Genomic DNA, 20,250 nt, shown 5'->3' with positions numbered 1-20,250 from the left:
CGTTCCTCAAAACGTACCGATCGGCGGTCGGCGCAGTTCTGGAACATAAAGATATCATTTTTCATCAGCTTCCGTTCAAACCATATGCAGTGCTGATGATCTTATTTTATTACATGTAACAGACGAATCAAAACACACTCAGCTTGGGTGGAGAAATATTTACTGACGATTGCTAATCACTGCGATGGATTGTTTGCGGGAATTCCCGATGAAGACGTTTGTTCAAGATCAACGGGGAAACTTCGCCGTTATCACGGGCATCTTGTCCGTGCTGCTGATCGGCTCGCTCGGCGGCATTCTGGATCTGTCGACGCAGTGGATCGACCAGTCCGTTGTCCAGCGCGCGGTGGATGCGGCGGCCTTGGCGGGGGCCAAGAAACTGGAGATCGGCACCGAAGCCGAGGCGCAGAAGGTCATTCAGCTGGCGGCGAAGGCAAATCTTCCCGTCGGCTTTCCCGATGTGACGTTCCAGGGAAAGATCGACCAGACGGCTGGAACGGTCGATGTGGTCGGCTCGGGCAACCTCGCTCCCAACTTCCTGCAGCTTTTCCAGATCAGAAATCTTCCGATCGATGCGAGCTCGCAGGCGCTGATCCAGCGCAAGAGCTTCGTCGATTTCTACTTCCTGCTCGACATCTCCGAATCGATGAACATCGCGGCCAGCGATGAAGACCGAAGTAAGCTGGAAAAAGCAACGAACCAGATGAACGGACGACCTTGTGCGTTCGCCTGCCATGTCCCTGATTGGGACAGAACATTGTCGAACTACGCGATCAGTCAGATCGCGGGCGTCACACTGCGGGTCGATGTCTTGCGATCTGCGGCCGATAGCATGATCGATAAAGTGCTTTCGCTGAACAGCGCAGTCGGCTCGCTCGTGTCGACCCGCGTCGCGACCGCAGGGTTCAGTTCGTCGTTTCACGACTGGCAACCGCCGATCACGCATGCTGGAATCCTAAAGGCGTCCATTCGCACACCGGCGCCCGAGCCTCACCCGCATTCGGACATGAAACTCGCCTTCGAGGATTTCAGACGAAAGCTGGGTGCGCAGGGTTCGGGCAGGACCCAATCCGACCCCAAAAAGATCGCCATCGTCGTGACGGATGGTGTTCGAGATGAAGACGAGAGCTTTTCGCCGTTTTCGTTGGGGCCCGTCGATCCGCTCTCGTGCAAGCCTATCAAGGATGGCGGGATCGACCTCGTCGTTCTGGAAATCAAATACATCAAGAACTTCGATACTGGAAACTTCTTCCGTGACCGCGTGGCTCGATATTACGATCTGATTTCGCCGAACATGAAGTCCTGCGCCAGTCCGAACTACTATTATCAGGCGCAGGACGCTGGATCGGCCGAGAGCCAGTTGCTCCAGATCGTGGACGACATCATGACCGTCCGCCGCCGGCTGTCGAGCTGACGCGCGATGGGCATCCTTGATAGGCTTCGCCTGCGAACCTCAGGCTTCCGCCGGTCGCAATCGGGCAGCACGGCGGTCGAGTTCGGCGTTCTCGCGCTGCTTTATTTTCTGATCGTCTTCGCGATCATCGAAATCGCGCTTCTGTTCACCGCCGAACTCGTTCTCGACAAGGGCACGACCTATGCCGGACGCATGGTGCGGGTCGGGCGGGCGCAGCACGACAATATGACGAAGGAGCAATTCGCGGCCTTCACCTGCGACAAGGTGAAGATCATGCTGGATTGCAACAAGCTCGTCTTCGACATCCGGTCCTATCCTTCCTTCGCCGACGTGCCGGACGATGTGCCGATGAAGGGCGATGCGATCGATACGAGTGGTTTCAAGTACGAGCTCAGTCGCGGCGGCACGATTGTTGCCCTGCGCGTCTTCTACAAATGGCCCATTCTCACCAGCGTCCTCAGACGCTTCTTCGCCGACACCAACGACGGCTCGGTCGTCCTGATGAGCATGAGCACGTTTCGGACAGAGCCCTTCTGATGCGGACAGTCTCCAGAAAGTGGACATGGATCGGGCGCCTGTGGCGCGACCGGAGGGGCGTCAGCGCGGTGGAATTCGCGCTGGTGGTTCCCTTGCTTCTGATCGTTCTCCTGGGTGGGTCCGAACTCGGCATCGCCCTGACGGTGGATCGCAAAGTCAAGGCCACGGCGGGTTACGCCGTGGATCTCGTGTCGCAGTCGACCTCGCTCAGCGAGAGCGATCTGCAGAAGCTGTTCCGCATTTCCAAGGGCACGATCGCTCCGTACTCGATCGTCCCGCTCCGGATGCGCGTCACCCAGATCAAGGTGGTGGACGGAAAGGGAGCGGTGGACTGGTCCTGCCAGACCCGAGGCTACGACCAGCTGGCGAAGGGCTCGGCTATTCCCATTCCAGACAATCTCAAGGCGCAGGGAGAGCTTTTGCAAGGGCGCCTTCGAGAGCGGCTCGACCACGGGCGGGATTATGCAGCGCGCGAAGAAGCGACCAGCGCGCTGCTTCGGGGGAGCGCTTTCCGCAGTTCACTCGCGCGCATGTCGGGCGAGGCCCGGAGTGGCGCCCCTGTTCGACTGGCAAGCCTTGGTGGCGGGTTCGACACTGGCCTGGATCATCCCGCTATCGCACCCCTGCGTGCGCCTTCGGAGGAAAAGGGGCGTCTTTTGAGCCATCATCCGTCGCAACCTTCACAGCAGCCATCGTCCTCGCAACAGCCGACCAACACGCCAGTGGTTTTCTATATCCTCATGGGTGAAGCCAGCTATGACTTCCGGCCGGTGACCGGGGCCGTCCTCGAGCAAGCCATCGTCCTGTCCGGAATGAGCTACGTCTTGCCGCGCTACAGTTCCTCGGTATCGTCTGGAGGATGCGCGACATTCGACCTGTGACGTCCGTCTCATAGAGGCATCGGGCGGGAGAAAGTCTCCATCCCGATTTCGCGATGGCCGAGGCGCTTGGCGACGAGACGTCTTCGCTTACGATCTGGGTTCGGCGGCGGAGGCGAGGCCGCCGGACGGCGCCGGATCGCGGCATGCGGCGAAGGCGTCGAGCCCCTTGTCGTAGGCATTTGTCGAGACGTCCATCATGCCCAGCATCGTGTGGAAGAGATTGTCCTGCGACAGGGACGCGTCCTTCCGGGCCTTGAGACAGGCGAGGTCGGTCGGCCGCAGGGCCTGATAGCCGTCCGAGAACCAGGCCACCATCGGAACCTGCGTCTGCGTCTTCGGGGCGAGGAAGTAGGGCGTGCCGTGGAGGTAGAGGCCGTTCTCGCCCAGCGACTCGCCGTGGTCCGACAGGAACAGGAGCGAGCCCGCGAACTCGGTGTGGTCGTGCAGGAGGTCGATGATCTCGGCGAGCACGTGGTCGGTATAGGCGATCGTGTTGTCGTAGGCGCTGACGATCTCGTCGCGCGTGCAGTCCGCGAACTGCGCGGTGTGGCAGGCCGGCTTGAAACGCTCGAAGCTCTCGGGGTAGCGCTCGTGATAGGCCGGCCCGTGGCTGCCGATCTGGTGAAGGACGAGGACGGTGTTCGACTTGACCTCGCCGAGCTCCCGCTTCAGCCGCTCCACGAGGATCTCGTCCTGGCACTCGCCGCCGGAGCAGAAGCGGGGATCGTTGGTCGAGGGCAGGAATTCGTAAGGAATGCGGTCGGCGACCTGATAGGCGCCCGCGTCGTTGTCGAACCACTTCACCTTGACGCCGGCATGGCCGAGAACGTCGGTCAGGTTCTCGGTGGCGAGCGCCTTGTATTCGGAATAGGCGGAGCGCGGATAGACCGAGAACATGCACGGCACGGAAACGGCGGTCGAGGTTCCGCAGCTCGACACATCCGTGAAATGGGCGACGTTGCGGGCGGCAAGCTCGGGCGTCGTGTCTTTGGCATAGCCGTTCAGTCCGAAATTCTGCGCGCGCGCCGTCTCGCCGATCACGAGGATGGTCAGGACTGGCTTCGCCGACCCAGCCATCCGCTCGCCCTGCCGCGCGTCGCGGCCCAGCGGCTGAGCGACGACGTTGCGCTCGCGCATCTCGTGCGAGGCGTAGCGCACGGCCGCGACCACGGGCGCCGTCGGGTTGAGACTGCCGATCAGGTCGCGATGCTCGCGAAAGGTCGAGGCGAGGGTGGAGTAGGTCGAAAGGCTGATGATGGCGGCGATCGCCAGGGCCGGGAAGATCACCAGACAATTGTGGAGGAGCTTGGCGGGAAAGCGCCGATGGACGATCTCGACCCAACAGATCAGAACGGAAGGCAGAAGCCCGTAGAGCGCGAGATGGCGGATCAGGTCGGGCGTGACGAGGTGCCGGGCCTCGCTGGTCGAGGTCAGCGCCACGTTCTGGATCATGTCCCGCGAGATCAGGATACCGAACGTGTCGGCATAGTAGGAGGCGCTGGCCGAGATCAGGATGAAGGCGATGAACAGCGGCTTGGTCGCGTATCTGACCGAGATCGTCGTCATCAGCGCGACGAACAGAAGGAACAGCGCGATCGCCATCAGGGCGAGATGATCCTCGTGCCCGGCGAAGTAGAGGAAGGCCTTGCGCCAGAACGTCCAGTTCGTGAGAAACAGGAGAAAGGCGGCGGTGAGGATCGACAGCGTCACGCTGCCGATCCGGGGTCGTCTGATACGCATATAAGCCCTACGCGAAACGAAATGGCATGGCGGCGCCCGCCGGGGCCGAACCTTGCGCGACAAGCGGCGCGGCGGCTCCGACAGACGAATCGGAGCCTTCGAATTACACCGCCTTGGTGGCGGAAAACTCGCTGGAACTATACGGTTTGGTATAGTTCGCAGCGAAGCGGGACGAGGCTGCATTTGAAGATCCTGATGATCGAGGACGACCCGTCGACCGCGCATTACGTTTCGGGCGGCCTGCGCGAGGAGGGGCACGAACTCGACCACGCGCCGGACGGCCCGACCGGCTTGGAACTGGCCTGCTCGCGGCGCTACGACGTGCTCGTGGTGGATCGCATGTTGCCGAGGCTCGACGGCCTGTCGCTGGTGCGCGCGCTGCGCTCGGCCGGGCGGGACGTGCCGATCCTGTTTCTGACCTCGGTCGGGGGCATCGACGATCGGGTCGAGGGGCTGGAGGCGGGCGCGGACGACTATCTCCTGAAGCCCTTTGCCTTTTCCGAACTCATGGCGCGGCTGAACGCGCTGGTCCGCCGGGCGCCGAGCCGGCGGGAGGAGACGGTGCTCGAAATCGGCGAGCTGCGGATGAACCTTCTCTCCCGCGCGGTGACGCGCGGGGGCGCGCCGATTGACCTGAAGCCGCGCGAGTTCCGCCTTCTGGAATACATGATGCGCAACCGGGGGCGAGTGATGACGCGCACCATGCTGCTGGAGCGCGTCTGGGACTTTCACTTCGACCCCAAGACCAATGTGGTGGAAACGCATGTCAGCCGCCTGCGGGCCAAGATCGACCGGCCCTTCGCCACCGAGATGATCCGCACCGTGCGCGGCTCCGGCTATATGCTCGATGCCTGAATTCGCCGTCTTCCGCACGATCTCGTTCCGCCTCGCCGCCTCCTACGCCGTCCTGTTCGTGGTGTCGGTGGCCGCGATCATGGGCGCGGCCTACGCTTTCGCGACCAGCGAGATCCGCGGCATTTCCGAGCGCGAGATCCTGCACGACATGGCCGCCTTCCGCTCCGCCTATCGCGAGGGCGGCGGGCGCGAGCTGAGCCTGGCGGTTCGCGAGCGCTCCGAAGGCGCGCCGGGCGACAGTTTCTATCTCCTCCTGGACGAGAACGGAGACTTCCTTTCCGGCAACATTCCCGCCGAGCTTTGGCGCGAGGGCTGGTTCGAGGGCCGGATGGGGGATGCCGTGGTCCGCCAGAGCCAGGACCTGATGGACGCGGCGGCCATGAACACGGACGGCGAGGTGCGCCTGTTCAGCCATGGCGAAAGGCTGGGAAACTTTCGGCTTTTGACCGGCCGGAACTCCCACGTCCTGCACGAGACGCAGGAGATCATGCTGGGCTGCCTGCTTCTGGGGTGCCTTGCGATCACGATCGTGGCGCTGTGTGGGGGCTATCTCATCACGCGAGGGCCGGTGCGGCGGGTGAACGCCATCGCGGGCCTGACGCATCAGGTCGTGTCGGGCCGCCTTGCCGTGCGCCTGCCGATCACCGCCAATGGCGACGAGATCGACCGCCTGTCCTCTGACATCAACGGGATGCTGGCGCGCATCGAGGCGCTGATGGAAAGTCTGCGGCAGGTGTCCACCGACATCGCCCACGACCTGCGCACGCCCATCGCCCGGCTGCGCCAGCGGCTGGACCTCCTGAGCCGCCGCCCACCGGAGGACCGGGCCGAGTTCACGAGCGGGATCGAGGGCGCGATCGAGGAGGCCGACACGATCATCGAGACCTTTAACGCGCTTCTGCGCATCGCGCAGGTCGAGGGCGGCGCCCGGCGCGCGCGGTTTCGAACGCTCGATCTGGCCGAGGTGGCGGAGCGGGTCTGCGACATCTACCGCGACGTCGCGCAGGACGCCGGCCATCGGCTGGAAGCCGAGATCGAGGATCAGGCCTTCATCGAGGGAGACGCCGATCTCCTGACCCAGCTCCTCGTCAATCTCGTCGAGAACGCAATCAACCATGTTCCCGAGCCCGGCCTCATCGTGGTTTCGCTGCGGCGCGCCGAGGGCGAGGCTCTGCTTTGCGTTGGGGATAACGGACCCGGCGTTCCCGAGGCGGAGCGGGAGCGCATCTTCCGGCGCCTCTACAGGCTCGATCGCAGCCGAAGCACGCCCGGCACCGGCCTCGGACTCGCCATGGTCGCGGCCATCGCCGAACTGCACGGGGCCTCGGTGACAGCCTCCGACAACGCCCCCGGCCTCGCTCTCCAGGTCGCCTTTCCCCTATCCGTGACGCGATAGCGCGTTCCGTCCTTAGAGCCTGTTTGGAAACTCGGTCGGGCCGGTCCGACGGTTCTTTTCCGCCATCACTTCGTTGCCAATCCTCGCCGATGCCGCCGGCATCGACTACGTTTGGCGCCTTGCGACATCAAAAAATCCCTCGCCGGCCCTCCGCCGCCGAATTTCCAAACAGCCTCTTAACGGAGACGGCGTGTCAGACGACGGAAATTCCGAGCGCCCAGATCGTGGCGAGGGGGCCGGCGAGGACCGGCAGCACGCCTCGTTTCGCGCGGTCGGCCGTGCGCCAGACGCTGAGACATAGGAAGGCGTTGCAGGGCCAGGACGAAAGCCAGACGGCGATCACCGCCCAGATCGGGGCGTCGTACGCCAAGAGGATCAGCGACGCGCCGGTGGTCGTGAGGTTCAGGATCGTGCCCCAGACCAGCATGTCCACGAACAGCAAGCGCGCGAGCGGGACGTGGCCCCGCCATCTCTGGTCGATCGCGTTGCGAAGCTTGGCTCGGGCCAGCGCGAACGTCCGTCCCGGACCCGTCATGGATCGACCGGGGTGCGGAGACCGGAAGCCGGACATGCGCTGCCGCTTCGGAACGGACCCTCAGTTCGAAACACGTGCGCCCCGCAGCCGTCGAGTCTCGACCCACCCGCACTGAGCGTGAGCGCCGGACGCGCCTGGGCCGTGGAACGCCCGATGCCGAAAGCGGCCTGTCCGGCGGCGTGTGTTCCGAGCGGGTTCAATCCGCCATCTCGCTCACCGCCTCGGCCGCGAGAAGTCGCAGGCGCGCCTTGTCCACGGTCCGGCCCTTCATGGCAAGGATCTCGATCTCCAGCCCATCCGCGCGAAACCGCTGGCCGTCGCGCGGAATGTCGCCGAGCTTCCACACGATGTAGCCGTTCAGCGTGGTGTAGCGATGGCTCGCGTCCACCAGATCGACGCCCAGCGCCGCGCTGGCGCGGTGAACATCCACGAAGCCGTCGAGCGTCCAGCTGCCGTCCTCGGTCAGGTGCATGTCGGCGGGCGCCTCGTCGCGGTCGGGAAACTCGCCGGCGATGGCTTCCAGAATGTCGGTCGGGGTCGCGACGCCCACGACGGAACCGTATTCGTCCACGACGATGGAAATCGGCGTCGAGGATCGCCGCAACTGTTCCATCAGCCGAAGAACGCTGGTTCCCTCGTGGACGATCACGGGCTGGCGCATCTTCGCCTGGAGATCGACGGTCGCACCTTCGGCTAGCGAATGCAGGAGATCGGTTGTGGCGGCGACGCCCACGAACCCGTCGAGCCCGTCGCGGCACAGAAGCACCGTCGAATGGGTGAGATCGAGAATGTCGGCGCGGACCTCCTCCTGCGTCTCGCCAAGGTCGATCCACTGGATTTCGGCGCGCGGCGACATGATCGTGCGCACCGGGCGCTCGGCGAGCGTCAGTACGCCCTGGATCATGTCCGTTTCCGCCGGGGCGAAGACGGCGGCCTCCTCGCCATCCGGCGCGCCGAGGGCGGAGGGCTCCAACCGCGCCTCGCCCCGGCGGCGACCGCCTAGAAGCTTCAGCACGGCGGCGGCCGTGCGCTCGCGCATGTCCATCCCCGCGAACTCGCTGTCCGTCTTGCGGCTGCGAAACTGGTTGGCGGCCTCGATCAGCACGGAGAAGCCGATGGCGGCGTAGAGATAGCCCTTGGGAAGGTGGTAGCCGAACCCTTCGGTGACGAGGCTGAACCCGATCATCAGGAGGAAGCCGAGGCACAGGATGACGACGGTCGGATGCCGGTTGACGAAGGCCATGAGCGGCTTCGAGGCCAGCATCATGATTGCCATCGCGACGATCACGGCGATCACCATGACCATCAGATGCTCGACCATGCCGACGGCGGTGATGACGCTGTCCAGCGAGAACACGGCATCGAGGATGACGATCTGCGCGATCACCTGCCAGAACACGGCCTCGACGCGCACGCCGCCCGTCTTCGCTTCGTGCCCTTCGAGCCTCTCGTGCAGCTCCATCGTACCCTTGGCGAGCAGGAACACGCCGCCGACGATGAGGATCAGGTCGCGCCCCGAAAAGGAAAAGCTGCCGACCGAGAAGAGCGGGCTGGTCAGCGTGACGATCCAGGAGATCGACGCGAGCAGAACGAGGCGCATGACCAGCGCCAGCGAAAGGCCGATCAGCCGGGCGCGGTCGCGCTGCTCGGGCGGCAGTTTCTCGGCCAGGATGGCGATGAAGACGAGATTGTCGATGCCGAGGACGATTTCGAGCACGACAAGCGTCGCGAGCCCGATCCAAGCGTTCGGGTCTGCGATCCATTCCATGGAGATCAGGGCCTTTTGTGGGGGACAGATGCGGGCGCGCCGCCGGAAGCGGTGAGCCTCCCGGCGACGTCGCGCTCCGGCACGAAGGCCTGGAGAGATGATGTCAACGGTTCGGATTGGGGACGCACGTCCCTGCCGGCACTTTGTCCAGGCGCCAGCCGGGCTCGGTGAGCCGGACTGGGCGGGTCTTCGCCGACGGAGCCGTCGGCAGCGCCGGGCGCGTCGGCGCCACTCGTTTCAGGAGCGATCATCGCGGCAATATTGGCGTCAACGTCTGGTCCGTCCAGGGGCGGAGCGTTTCGACGGCGAGCATCGAGCGGCGAACGATCGCTTGCGGACCGTCCGCCGCATTTCCAGTCAAAGCCTCAGAGGCCGGGCTGCGCCGCCGCGCGCACGCGCCGGGGCTTGGCGCGCTTGGCAAGGTGCTTGCCGATATAGGCCGTGCCGATCCCGGTCACCACGATCACCAGCGCGACGACTGCCAGCATATGCTCGCCCCCGACCCATTCGAGCTCGGACAGGCCGCGCGCGCCGATCCAGCCGGGGGCCAGCATCAAGGGCGCCCAGAGCACGGCGGAAAGGACGTTGGCGATCTGGAACCGCACCTGATTCATCGCCATCATGCCCGCGACCAGAGGCACGGTGGAGCGGATGGGGCCGAGGAAACGGCCGACCAGAACGGCGGCGAAGCCGTATTTGCGGAAGAAGAGCCGGGTCTTGGCGACGGCGTGGCGGTAGCGCCGCAGAGGCTTGCGATGGACGATGCCGGGGCCGAGCCAGCGGCCGAGGGCATAGGAGACGATGTCGCCGACGATCGCGCCCAGGATGGCGCCGACCAGCACCGTCACCGGATCGAGAACGCCCGTGCCGACCAGGCCGCCGATCACCAGCATGATGGCCGTCGCCGGAATCAGGAGCCCGGCCAACACGAGCGACTCGCCGAACGAGATCAGGCCGACGATCACGCCGGCCCATCCCTGATGGGTCCGCACGAAATGGCCAATTTCGGCAATGTAGGCTTCCATCACGTTCCATCTCTTTGGGCGGCGCTAGCGCGTCGCGAAAACAAAGGACACGGGCGGGGGAGGTGCCCCGCCCGTGCCGATGGAGAGAGTGTATCAGATCTCGTCGTCGCCGCCGAAATCGTCGAAGCCGCCGTCGTCGTAGGAGGTTTCCTCGACCTGCGGCTCGTCCGCAGCGGCCGGCTCGGCGGCGGCTGTCTCGGCCGATGCCTCCGACCCGCCGAACATGCCGCCGATGGCATTGCCCAGAAGCACGCCGCCGGCGACGCCCATCGCGGTCTGCGCGGCTCCGGCCAGGAATCCGCCGCCGCCGCGCCCCTGCTGAGCGTAGCCCTGCTGGGGATAGCCCTGTTGAGGAGCCTGGGCGGCGGCCGATCCACCCCAGGGACCCGCTGCGGCGGCGGGGCCTCGGCCGGCGGCCGGCACGGCGGCGCGCTCAGGCGTTTGGCTGCCGCCGAACAGGCGGCCGAACATTCCGCCGCTGGACTGCGGCTCGGCCGCCTTGGCGCGGCGCAGCTCTTCCATCTCGCGCTGGGCGCTTTCCAGTGCCATTTCCTGCATCACGATGGTCTGCGCCATGAAATAGGGCGCGCCCGGCTGGCGCGAAACGCGCGAGGCGATGAAGCTTTCGGCCTCCGCGTCGCGCGGCCCGGCCTGACGCTCCACGCCTTCGAGCTTGGTGAAAAGCTGCTCGATGGCCTGACGGTCGTTGGTGTCCATGCCTTAGGTCTCCTTGATGAAGCCGCGAGCTTGCGCCGCCGCGAGGGCGGACGAGAAGCGGAAGAGGGGGAAGGTGAGGTCGAGGAGCGTCGGCACGTCGCCTATGAGGCGCGGCGGGGGCCACGCTGGCGCCGGGACGGTCTCGCGATCGCTCGGAGAGAACACGCGGATCCCGCGAGGGGGAGCCGCTGAAGGCGAGCGTGCCGATCATCGGGTCGCCAGAGCCTGGGACCGAGGGGGGAGGATGTCGGGACTTCGAACCTTCATGCCCCGTATACGCGGGAGCGGCGGATTCCATCCGGTGCGGGGGCGAATTTTTTCGCGGCTCGGGAGTGGATGGAACGGCAAAGGGCGACGAACGCGTCGTCGCCCTTCGATTATTCGGGGTGGGAGAGGGGCGTTGGCCTCAGCCCAGCGGCAGCCGGCTGCGCTCGTTCGCCTGGCGCTCGGCTTCCTGGGCGGCCTTGAGCTGGGCCTTGGTGTACATCAGCGCGTGGGAGGCGAGGTCGTGGCTGTCCTCCCAGAGATTGCGCCAGATGCCCAGAATGCCTTCCAGCGGCTGGCCGACGACGCGCGAGGAGAAGCTCTCGAAGGTGATCGGCCCCTGGTAGCGGCAGCGCACCAGGGCGCGGAACACGGAGGCGAGGTCGATCGTGCCCGAGCCCATGTAGCCGCGATGCGAATCGCCGGTGTGGAAATAGCCGATGTCGTCGCCGGTCTCGACGATCGCCTGCGCGATGTCGGATTCCTCGATGTTCATGTGGTAGACGTCGAGATGGACCTTGACGTTCGGCGCGCCGATCAGCCGAACCATTTCGACGCCTTGCGCCGCCGTGTTGCAGATATTGGTCTCGTAGCGATTCACCACTTCCAGGGCGAGCGTGATGTTGCTGCGCGCGGCGATCTCGGCCACTTCGGCCAGGGTCTCGGCCGATTGGCGAATGCCCTCGGCGGTGGGCTGCACCGCGTATTTGCCGAAGGCGGAGTAGAGAATGCCGCCGATGTTCTCGCCGCCGCAGTCGCGGCACACGGCGATCGCGTCCTCCAGCTTGCGCTTGCCGCGCGCGCGCTTCTCCGGGTCGCCGGAGGAAATGTCGTCCTCGAAACCGAGGCCGAGCGAAAAGTTGATGCCGATGCCGGCCTGCTCCAGCTGGCGGCGGGTGAAGACCGGGTCGATCAGGCTCGGGTCCAGCGCCGGCGCCTCGATGAAGTCGAAGCCGATCTCGGCCGTCTTGCCGATCGCCCGCGCGCATTCCGCCTCGCTCCAGCCCGCTTCCCAGACCAGCGCGTGTACACCCAGCTTGTTCATGTCGTCCTCCCGGTACGTCTCGTTCTTTTGCAAGTGCGCAGTCTCGCAAACGCGAACTGTTCTTTCGCTCTGCAGCAAAGCCCGACGCTCGGCTGCTGATCTGCATGATTGACAAAGTCTGGACCCGTGTCTAGCCTTCGATGAAACGTTTTATTGGCGTTCAAATCGAAGTTTGGGCTCGGTTCGTCTTGGGAGGGGCGTCCATGTCGCGACAACAAACGCCGTCCATCCGCATGGTGGCGGAGCGAGCCGGCGTGTCCATCGCCACGGTTTCCAACGTCATCAACGGCAAGGCGAGCGTGTCGCTCGACTTCGCTGAGCGGGTGCGCGCCGCCGTCGAGGAACTGGGCTACGTCACCGACATCGCCGCCTCGCGCCTGCGCTCGGGCAAGGCGGCGCTGGCGGCGGTCGTGGTGCCGGACCTCACCAATCCCATGTTCGCCGCCTTCGTCTCCACGCTGGAGCACGAGGCGCGCGAGGGCGGGTTCGATCTGGCCGTGGTTTCGGCGCGGAACGACCCCAAGGAGGAGGCCGACCGCCTCGCCAATATCCGCGCCTGGCGCCCGGCGGGGCTGATCGTCATTCCCTGCGACGGGGCGCTCTCGTCGCGCCTGCCCGCCGGCTTCGCCGTTCCCGCCGTGGTGGCGGACCGCATTCCCGACGACAGCCGCTTCGATCTCGTGGCGGTCGACAACGGGCCGGCGTCCGGCGCCCTCGCGCGCCATATGGCGGAGGCCGGGACGGAAAGCTGCCTCGTGGTCGGCACCAGTCTCGCCATCAGCAATGTGCGCGAGCGCTGGGACGGGTTCGCCGCCGAGGCGGGCTCGATGCGCGCCGAGATGCTGGAAGTCGGCTTCGAGTGCGAGGAGGCGACGGCTCGCCTGCGCGAGCGCCTGGAGCGCGAGCGGCCGGGCGCGCTGTTCGCGCTCGACCACATGACCTCGCTCGCGGCCTATCGGCTGATCGGCGCGCTGGAGCTTCGGATTCCGGCCGATCTCGCCTTCGCCTCGTTCGACGAGATGGAATGGATGCGGCTCGTCTCGCCCGGCATCACCGCCGTGCGCCAGCCGGTGGAGGACATGGCCAAGGCCGCCTGGGCGCTGTTGCGCCGGCGCATGGACGGCCATGAGTCCCCTGAAGAAACAAGGCGCCTCGAATGCGCCGTCACCATCCGCGGCTCGACACTGCGGGTCCCGCACCGGCGGGGAGGCCGGGCGGGTTCATGACACGGGAGGATAAGACATGCTGATGTCGCGCCGCCGCGCTCTCGCGGCCATGGGAGGTCTTCTGGCCCTCTCGCTCGCCGGCCCCGCCGCCTTGGCCCAGAGCGCCGAGCCGCAGGCCGGAATCGTCGTGAAGATCGGGGGCATTCCCTGGTTCAACGCGATGGAGGAAGGGATCAAGAAGGGCGCCAAGGAGTACAAGGTCAATGCCTGGATGGTCGGCCCGACGCAGGCCGACGCGGCCCAGCAGGTCCGCGCCATCGAGGACCTGATCGCCCGCAAGGTCAACGTGATCGGCATCGTGCCCAACGATTCCGCCGCGCTCGAGCCCGTGCTCGGCCGCGCCCGCGCCGCCGGCATCAAGGTCCTCGCCCACGAAGGGCCGGACCAGAAGGAGAAGGACTGGGACTTCGAGCTGACCACGACCGAGGCCTACGGCCAGGCGCATATGGACCTTCTGGCCAAGGAGATGGGCGAGGAAGGCAAGTATATCGTCTATGTCGGCTCGCTCACCGTGCCGCTGCACAACGCCTGGGCCGATGCCGCCATCGCCTATCAGAAGACGAAATATCCCAAGATGCAGATGGTGGGGGATCGGTTCGGCGTCGCCGAAAGCCTCGACGAAAGCATCAAGACCACGCAGGACCAGCTGCGCGCCAACCCGGACCTCAAGGGCATCCTGACCTTCGGCAGCCAGGGCCCGATCGGCGCCGGGCGCGTTCTGGACGATCGCGGCAAGGCCAAGAGCATCGCGCTGGTCGGCGGCTTCTCGCCGGGCCAGGGCGCAAAATACGTCAAATCCGGCGTCATTCGCGGCGGCTATATCTGGAACCCGCTGACGGCGGGCGAGGTCTTCGCGCAGCTTTCCTCGCTGCTGGCGGCGGGCAAGGAGCCCACCGACAACATGGAGATCACCGGCGTCGGCCCCGTGCGGGTCTATCCCGACAAGCGGCTGATCCAGGCCCAGAAGCTCGAATCCCTCGACAAGGCCAATATCGACCGTCTGGTCGCGCTCGGCCTCTGACCCCTGCTCCGGCGGCCCGATCGGGCCGCCGGCTCCTCATTTCGGACGGTGGGAGGCGGCCGATGGCGGATGACGTTCCATTTCTCAAACTGACGGGCCTGTCCAAGCGCTTCGGCGGCGTGCGCGCGCTGGAGGGCATCGACTGGGACGTGCGCCCGGGCGAGGTTCATTGCCTCGTCGGCGAGAACGGCTGCGGCAAGTCCACGCTCATCAAGGCCATCGCCGGCGTCCACGCGCCGAGCGAAGGCACGATCGAGATCGAGGGCGAGAACGTCCTGCCGCTGACGCCAGCGCGCGCCAAGGCGCTCGGCATCCAGGTCATCTTCCAGGACCTGTCGCTGTTTCCCAACCTGTCGGTCGCCGAGAACATCGCGATCGACGCCTATCTCGGCGGCGCGCTCAAGCCGGTTCGCGCCGCCCGCATGCGCGCCCTCGCCAAATCCGTGCTGGCGCGGCTCGCCTTCGATCTCGAGCCGTCCGCGCTGGTCTCCGACCTGCCCGTCGCCGAACGGCAGATCGTCGCCATCGCGCGCGGGCTCGCGGCAAAAGCGCGGCTGATCTTCATGGACGAGCCGACCGCTTCGCTCACCCGCGCCGAGGTGAACCGACTGCTCGCCATCGTCGCGCGGCTGAAGGCGGACGGGATCGCGGTGGTCTTCGTCTCGCACCGCCTGGAGGAGGTGGTCGAGATCGCCGAGCGCGTCACCGTGTTTCGCGACGGGCGCAAGGTCGGGACCTGGCCGGTCTCCGAGATGGACCCGCGCCGCATCGCCCATCTGATGACGGGGCTCGACATCGACCATGGCGTGGCGGCGCGCGACATGAGCGCGGCCGAGCCGCTTCTGACGGTGGAGGGCCTGTCGCGGCGCGGCGAGTTCGCAGACGTCAGCTTCACCCTTCGCCGGGGCGAGGTGCTGGGCCTCGTCGGGCTTCTGGGCGCCGGGCGCACGGAGCTGGCGCTGACGCTGTTCGGCATGCACCGCACTGAGGGCGGGACGATCCGCCTCAATGGCGCGCCGCTGTCGCTGCGCTCCAACCGGGACGCCGTGCGCGCCGGCATCGCCTATGTCTCGGAGGACCGCCTGTCGCTCGGCGTCATCCTGCCGCAGTCGATCGAGGACAATGTCGGCCTCGCCGTGATGAAGGATCTCGCGGGCCGCTCGGGCCTCATCCCGCGCCGCCGGCGCGCCGATCTGGCGAGAGACTGGGTGCGTCGCCTCGCCATCAAGGTTCCGGACATCGACCGTCCCGTGCAGACCCTGTCGGGCGGCAACCAGCAGCGCGTCGTGCTCGCCAAATGGCTGGCGACGCGGCCGAGCGTGCTCATTCTCGACGCGCCGACGGTGGGCGTCGACATCAAGAACAAGCAGGGGATCTACGAGATCGTGGCGGAGCTGGCGCGCGAGGGCGTCGGCATCATCGTCATCTCGGACGAGGTGAGCGAGGCCTTCGCCACCTGCGACCGGGTGCTGCACATGCGCGCCGGGCGGATCGTCGACGAGGTCGTGCCCGGGCGCACCAGCGAGCGCGAGTTGGAGGAGAGGATCTATGCCTGATCACCCGCACGGACCCCGCCGCGCCGCCCTGTCGCGCCTTCGGCGCCGCCCCGAAGCCTGGCTCTTCGGCGTCATCGTCCTCGCCGTCCTGTTCTTCGGCGCCATGGCGCCCGGCTTCCTGACGCTGCCCAACGTCATCGACCTTCTGGAAACCTATTCCGTGCAGGCCATCATGGCGATGGGCCTCTTCGTCGTGCTGGTTTCTGGGGGCATCGACATTTCCTTCGCCGCCACCGCCTCCGTGTCGCAATATGTCGCGGCGCTTCTCGCCGCCCGCATGGGGCTTCCCGCGCCGCTGGCGATCGGGCTGGGTCTGGCGCTCGGCACCGCGCTCGGCTGTCTCAACGCGGCGCTGATCCATTTCGTGCGCATTCCCTCCATCATCGCCACGATCGCGATGATGAGCGTCACCTTCTCGCTTCTCATGTATTTCTCGGGCGGGCGCTCGATCTACGACCTGCCGGACTGGTGGACGACGCGCGTCACCTTCTACGAGACGGAGATGGCGAACGGCGATCTGGTTCGCGTCACGCTGCCCATCATGGCCATGGTGGTGGTCAGCCTCGGCACCTGGGCCTTGATGAACAAGACGGCGGTGGGCCGGCAGCTCTACGCCATGGGCGGCAACACGGAAGCGGCGCGGCGCATCGGCATCTCGATCGGCCATCTCCATTTCGTGGCCTACGGGTTCCTCGGGTTTCTCGCCGCCTTCGCCGGGCTTCTCCAGGCCCACCGGGTGGGCGAAAGCGTGCCCAACGCCATGGCGAACACGGAACTTGCCGTCCTCTCCGCCGCCGTGCTCGGCGGCGCCAGCCTGACGGGGGGCATCGGCACCGTGCCGGGCGTGCTGCTGGGCATCGTGCTTCTCGCCATCCTGCAGAACGGGCTGAACCTTCTGGGCGTCTCGTCCTATTTCTTCCAGATCGTGATCGGCCTCACGATCCTCGCCTCCACCTCGCTCACCGTTCTCTCCTCCCGGCGCGGTCGGCGCCATCGCACCCTTGGCGAGGCCGCCCATGCTTGAGAACCGGACGTCCCATCCCCTGGCCGACGACGGCGCCATCGCCGGTTTCATGGCGCGGCTGCGTGCCGGCGTTCCCGGCGCCCATCTCGGCCTGACCGGCCTTCTGGTCGCGCTGGTGCTGGCCTTCTCGCTGGCGGTTCCGGGCTTCGCCAGCCTCGGCACGCTGCAGTCCTTCATGTTCCAGATGCCGCTTCTGGGGCTTCTGTCGCTCGCTATGATCGTGCCGCTCATCACGGGCGGGCTGAATCTGGCGATCATCGCCACCACCAACCAATGCGCGCTGCTGATGGTCTTCGTCATGCAGAACGCCATTCCCGCCGGGGCGGGCGGCGGGGCGGTGCTGGCCGGCGTCGCGCTGGCGCTGGCGGCGGGCCTCCTTCTCTGCCTCGTCATCGGCCTCCTGACGGGCGCGCTCATTGCCTATACCGGCGTTCACCCGATCCTCATCACGCTCGGCACCAAGTCGCTGATCGACGGGATCAGCATCTATCTCACGCGCGGCATGGCGCTGTCGGGCGTACCAGACCTCGTCTCGCGCATCGGCAATTCCAGCCTGTTCGGCGTGCCGCTGGTCTTCGTGGTCATGGTGCTTGTCGCCGTGGTGGTGGGGCTGGTCCTGAAGAAGACCGCCTTCGGCATCGCCTGCCACATGATCGGCTCCAACATGGAGGCCGCGCGCTATTCCGCCATCGACACGAAGCGGGTGCTGATCGGCGTCTACACGCTGTCCAGCCTCGTCTGCTTCGTCGCCGCGCTGGTGATGCTGGTGATCTTCAATTCCGCCAGCGCGGACTATGCGCAGTCCTATCTCCTCGTCACCATTCTGGCGGCGGTGCTCGGCGGGGTCGATCCGTTCGGCGGCTTCGGCACGGTGGGCGGGCTCATGGTGGCGCTCGCCATTCTCCAGGTCATCTCCTCGGGCTTCAACCAGTTCGGCCTGTCGAACTACCTGACCCTCGCCATCTGGGGCGGCACGCTGATCGCCGTCGTCGTGGCGCAGTCGATCCGCCCGCATCTGCCCGCGCTCGCCGGCCTCCTGCGAAAGCGCGGGGAGGGTGCGGCATGAGCGTCGTCGCCGTCTTCGACGTCGGCAAGACCAATGTGAAGCTTCTCGCCGCCACCCCGGACGGCGCGATCCTGGAGGAGATGTCGGCGCCCAATCTCGTGGTGGACGGGCCGCCCTACCGCCATCACGACCTCGCCGCCCTGGAAGCCTGGCTGCTGGATGGCCTCGCCGACTTAGGAACGCGCCATTCGATCGGGGCGATCGTCGCCTGTTCGCACGGTTCGGGCGGCGTGCTGGTGAATGAGAGCGGCGCGGCCATGCCGATGATCGACTACGAGCAGGAGCCGCCGGCGGATGTCGTGCGGGACTATGCCGCCATGGTCGGCTCGTTTCGCGAGCGGGGCAGCGCGGTGATGTTGGGCTCGGCCCATCTGGCGCGCCAGATGCTCTGGCTGGAGCGCGGCTGGCCGGATGTCTTCGCCGGGGCGCGCGCCTTTCTGGCGCTGCCGCAATACTGGGCCTTTCGCCTCTGCGGCGTGGCGGCGGGCGAGGTCACGAGCCTTGGCGCGCAATCGCATCTCTGGTCGAGCGCCGACGCGGCCCCCGCGCGGCTCGTCGAGCGGCGCGGCTGGGCGCGCCTTCTGCCCCCGCTTCGCCGCGCCTATGAGACGCTTGGGCCCCTGAAGCCAGCGCTGGCGACGCGCTGCGGCCTGTCGCCGGACACGCGCGTCCTGTGCGGCATTCACGATTCCTCGGCCAATTTCTACCGCTATCAGGCCGCCGGCCTGTCCGATCTCACCGTGGTCTCGACCGGCACATGGATCGTGGCGCTTACGGACCGGTCCGGCGTCGATCTCGACCGGGAAGCGCCCGGCCGCGCCTGCAATGCTGATGTCTTCGGCCGCCCGGTTCCGGGCATGCTGACCATGGGCGGGCGGGAGTTCGCGGCCGTGGCGGGCGAGGCGCGCGGGCCGGCGACGCGCGAGGCGCTGAGGCGCATCGTCGCCAGCCGGACGCTGGCCCTGCCGTCCTTCGGCGGGGACGACGGGCTCTTTCCCGGCACCGCGCGGCGCGGCCTTGTCGAAGGTCCGCTGGCGGGGGACGCGACCGTGCGCTTCACGCTCGGCCTTCTCTACGCCGCCATGCTCGCCAATCAATGCTTGCGGGACCTGCCGCCGGCCCGCACGCTCGTTCTCGACGGCGGGCTAGTTCGCGATCCCCTGTTCGGCGCGATCCTGGCCGCGCTCAACCCGGCCGCCCGAGTTCTCGTCAACCGCGACGCGCACGGAACGGCGACCGGGGCGGCCCTTCTCGCCGGCCACGAAACGCGCGCCGCCCCCGCGCCGCTCAGTGCGGAAACGCCCGATGTTTCCGACCTGCCCGATCTCTTGTCCTACTGGTCGCACTGGTGCGACCGGTCCAGACCCTGGAGCCAAGCCTCATGACTGCCTATGACGACGCCGCCCTTCGCGAGGAAATGGTCGCCACCTGCCGCCGGATGAACGAAACCGGCATCAACCAGGGCACCGCCGGCAATCTTTCCGTGCGCAATCCGGCGGGCTTCCTGGTGACGCCGACCTCGCTGCCCTACGACCGGATGCAGCCGGGCGATCTCGTGCAGATGTTCTTCGACGGCACCTATGAGGGGCAGCGGCGCCCCTCGTCGGAATGGCGCTTCCACCGCGACATTCTCGCCGCGCGCACCGATATCGACTGCGTGCTTCACTGCCATTCCGTCTATGCGACGACGCTCGCCGTGCATCACCACGCGATCCCGAGCTTCCACTACATGACGGCGATCGCCGGCGGCACCACGATCCGTTGCTCGCGCTACGCCACCTTCGGCACGCAGGCCCTGTCCGACGCCGCGCTCGAAGCGCTGGAGGACCGGCTCGCCTGCCTGCTCGGTCAGCACGGCCAGATCGCGCTCGGCAAGACGCTGGGCGCCGCCCTGGCGCTGGCGGTCGAGGTGGAGACGCTGTCGCGCCTCTATGTGCAGGCCCGCGTCCTCGGCGAGCCGCCGGTGCTGCCGGACGAGGAAATGGCGCGCGTCATCCAGCAGATGAAGAACATGAGCTACGGCCATGCGCCCGATCTCGACGGCGTAAACGACACGCCGAGCGCCAAGTCCGAGAGCACCGATCCCAAGGCCCGTATGAGCGCCTGAGCTTGAGCGGCGAGGGGCGGCGCGCGCCGCCCCTCGGGAGCCTTGCCGCCGCATCGCTCCATTGGCGAGCGCC

18 protein-coding genes are annotated in these 20,250 nt (G+C 66.6%); 12 read left to right on the top strand and 6 right to left on the bottom strand.

Translation table 11 applies throughout. The annotated features are described in order from the left end of the window. Window positions 1–208 precede the first annotated feature (208 nt). From M673_RS20860 to M673_RS20850, 3 genes are read left to right on the top strand one after another with little or no spacing between them, the layout of a single operon-like run. Window positions 209–1,414: a TadE/TadG family type IV pilus assembly protein gene (locus M673_RS20860; protein ID WP_061978636.1), complete on the top strand. Its 1,206-nt coding sequence runs from the start codon at window positions 209–211 to the stop codon at window positions 1,412–1,414. Window positions 1,415–1,420: 6 nt separating this feature from the next. Then, window positions 1,421–1,951 (top strand): TadE/TadG family type IV pilus assembly protein, encoded by a 531-nt coding sequence (locus M673_RS20855; RefSeq protein WP_061978635.1) that lies wholly within the window; start codon window positions 1,421–1,423, stop codon window positions 1,949–1,951. Next, complete coding sequence (locus M673_RS20850; protein WP_061978634.1) at window positions 1,951–2,832, top strand: TadE/TadG family type IV pilus assembly protein; 882 nt, start codon at window positions 1,951–1,953, stop codon at window positions 2,830–2,832. Before M673_RS20855 ends, M673_RS20850 begins: the two co-directional genes overlap by 1 nt. Before the next feature lie 87 nt (window positions 2,833–2,919). Here M673_RS20850 and M673_RS20845 read toward each other — a convergent pair whose 3' ends face one another. Beyond that, window positions 2,920–4,572 carry a phosphoethanolamine transferase gene (locus M673_RS20845; protein ID WP_061978633.1) on the bottom strand — a complete coding sequence of 551 codons (1,653 nt, stop codon included), beginning with the start codon at window positions 4,570–4,572 and terminating at the stop codon, window positions 2,920–2,922. Between the two features lie 183 nt (window positions 4,573–4,755). On the opposite strand from M673_RS20845, the gene M673_RS20840 reads away from it, so the two are divergent. Continuing rightward, entirely contained in the window at window positions 4,756–5,427 is a 672-nt protein-coding gene (locus M673_RS20840; protein ID WP_061978632.1) for a response regulator transcription factor, read from the top strand. Continuing rightward, entirely contained in the window at window positions 5,420–6,823 is a 1,404-nt protein-coding gene (locus M673_RS20835) for a sensor histidine kinase (protein WP_061978631.1), read from the top strand. The genes M673_RS20840 and M673_RS20835 overlap by 8 nt, the downstream gene beginning before the upstream one ends. 193 nt (window positions 6,824–7,016) lie before the next feature. Here the strand turns inward: M673_RS20835 and M673_RS20830 are convergent, their stop codons facing one another. The 5 genes from M673_RS20830 to M673_RS20810 form a co-directional block, all read right to left on the bottom strand. Then, window positions 7,017–7,394: a hypothetical protein gene (locus tag M673_RS20830; RefSeq protein ID WP_061978630.1), complete on the bottom strand. Its 378-nt coding sequence runs from the start codon at window positions 7,392–7,394 to the stop codon at window positions 7,017–7,019. A gap of 160 nt (window positions 7,395–7,554) precedes the next feature. Beyond that, on the bottom strand, window positions 7,555–9,126 hold the full coding sequence (locus M673_RS20825) for a TerC family protein (protein WP_061978629.1): 1,572 nt from the start codon (window positions 9,124–9,126) through the stop codon (window positions 7,555–7,557). 365 nt (window positions 9,127–9,491) lie between these two features. Continuing rightward, complete coding sequence (locus M673_RS20820) at window positions 9,492–10,151, bottom strand: DedA family protein (RefSeq protein ID WP_061978628.1); 660 nt, start codon at window positions 10,149–10,151, stop codon at window positions 9,492–9,494. Between the two features lie 93 nt (window positions 10,152–10,244). Next, the gene (locus M673_RS20815; protein ID WP_061978627.1) at window positions 10,245–10,868 is read right to left on the bottom strand and encodes a DUF2076 domain-containing protein; all 624 of its coding nucleotides are present in this window, start codon (window positions 10,866–10,868) and stop codon (window positions 10,245–10,247) included. Window positions 10,869–11,274: 406 nt separating this feature from the next. Then, window positions 11,275–12,177, bottom strand: a complete 903-nt coding sequence (locus M673_RS20810; protein ID WP_061978711.1) for a sugar phosphate isomerase/epimerase family protein — start codon at window positions 12,175–12,177, stop codon at window positions 11,275–11,277. 203 nt (window positions 12,178–12,380) lie between these two features. On the opposite strand from M673_RS20810, the gene M673_RS20805 reads away from it, so the two are divergent. From M673_RS20805 to M673_RS20775, 7 genes are all read left to right on the top strand, one after another. Then, window positions 12,381–13,403 (top strand): LacI family DNA-binding transcriptional regulator, encoded by a 1,023-nt coding sequence (locus M673_RS20805; RefSeq protein WP_061978626.1) that lies wholly within the window; start codon window positions 12,381–12,383, stop codon window positions 13,401–13,403. A gap of 16 nt (window positions 13,404–13,419) precedes the next feature. Beyond that, window positions 13,420–14,424 (top strand): substrate-binding domain-containing protein, encoded by a 1,005-nt coding sequence (locus M673_RS20800; protein WP_061978625.1) that lies wholly within the window; start codon window positions 13,420–13,422, stop codon window positions 14,422–14,424. Between the two features lie 62 nt (window positions 14,425–14,486). Continuing rightward, window positions 14,487–15,980: a sugar ABC transporter ATP-binding protein gene (locus tag M673_RS20795; protein ID WP_061978624.1), complete on the top strand. Its 1,494-nt coding sequence runs from the start codon at window positions 14,487–14,489 to the stop codon at window positions 15,978–15,980. Further along, window positions 15,973–17,004 (top strand): ABC transporter permease, encoded by a 1,032-nt coding sequence (locus tag M673_RS20790; protein ID WP_061978623.1) that lies wholly within the window; start codon window positions 15,973–15,975, stop codon window positions 17,002–17,004. Before M673_RS20795 ends, M673_RS20790 begins: the two co-directional genes overlap by 8 nt. Next, window positions 16,997–18,070 (top strand): ABC transporter permease, encoded by a 1,074-nt coding sequence (locus tag M673_RS20785; protein WP_082639935.1) that lies wholly within the window; start codon window positions 16,997–16,999, stop codon window positions 18,068–18,070. Before M673_RS20790 ends, M673_RS20785 begins: the two co-directional genes overlap by 8 nt. Beyond that, a complete protein-coding gene (locus M673_RS20780) occupies window positions 18,067–19,455 on the top strand; it encodes an FGGY-family carbohydrate kinase (RefSeq protein WP_061978622.1) in 1,389 nt (462 codons plus the stop codon). The genes M673_RS20785 and M673_RS20780 overlap by 4 nt, the downstream gene beginning before the upstream one ends. Beyond that, complete coding sequence (locus tag M673_RS20775; protein ID WP_061978621.1) at window positions 19,452–20,177, top strand: class II aldolase/adducin family protein; 726 nt, start codon at window positions 19,452–19,454, stop codon at window positions 20,175–20,177. The genes M673_RS20780 and M673_RS20775 overlap by 4 nt, the downstream gene beginning before the upstream one ends. The last annotated feature ends 73 nt before the right edge of the window (window positions 20,178–20,250 follow it).

This window comes from Aureimonas sp. AU20, assembly GCF_001442755.1.
Taxonomy (GTDB): Bacteria; Pseudomonadota; Alphaproteobacteria; order Rhizobiales; family Rhizobiaceae; genus Aureimonas.
The sequence above is the reverse complement of the archived record's forward strand: the minus strand, read 5'-3'. Positions and strand labels throughout refer to the sequence as shown.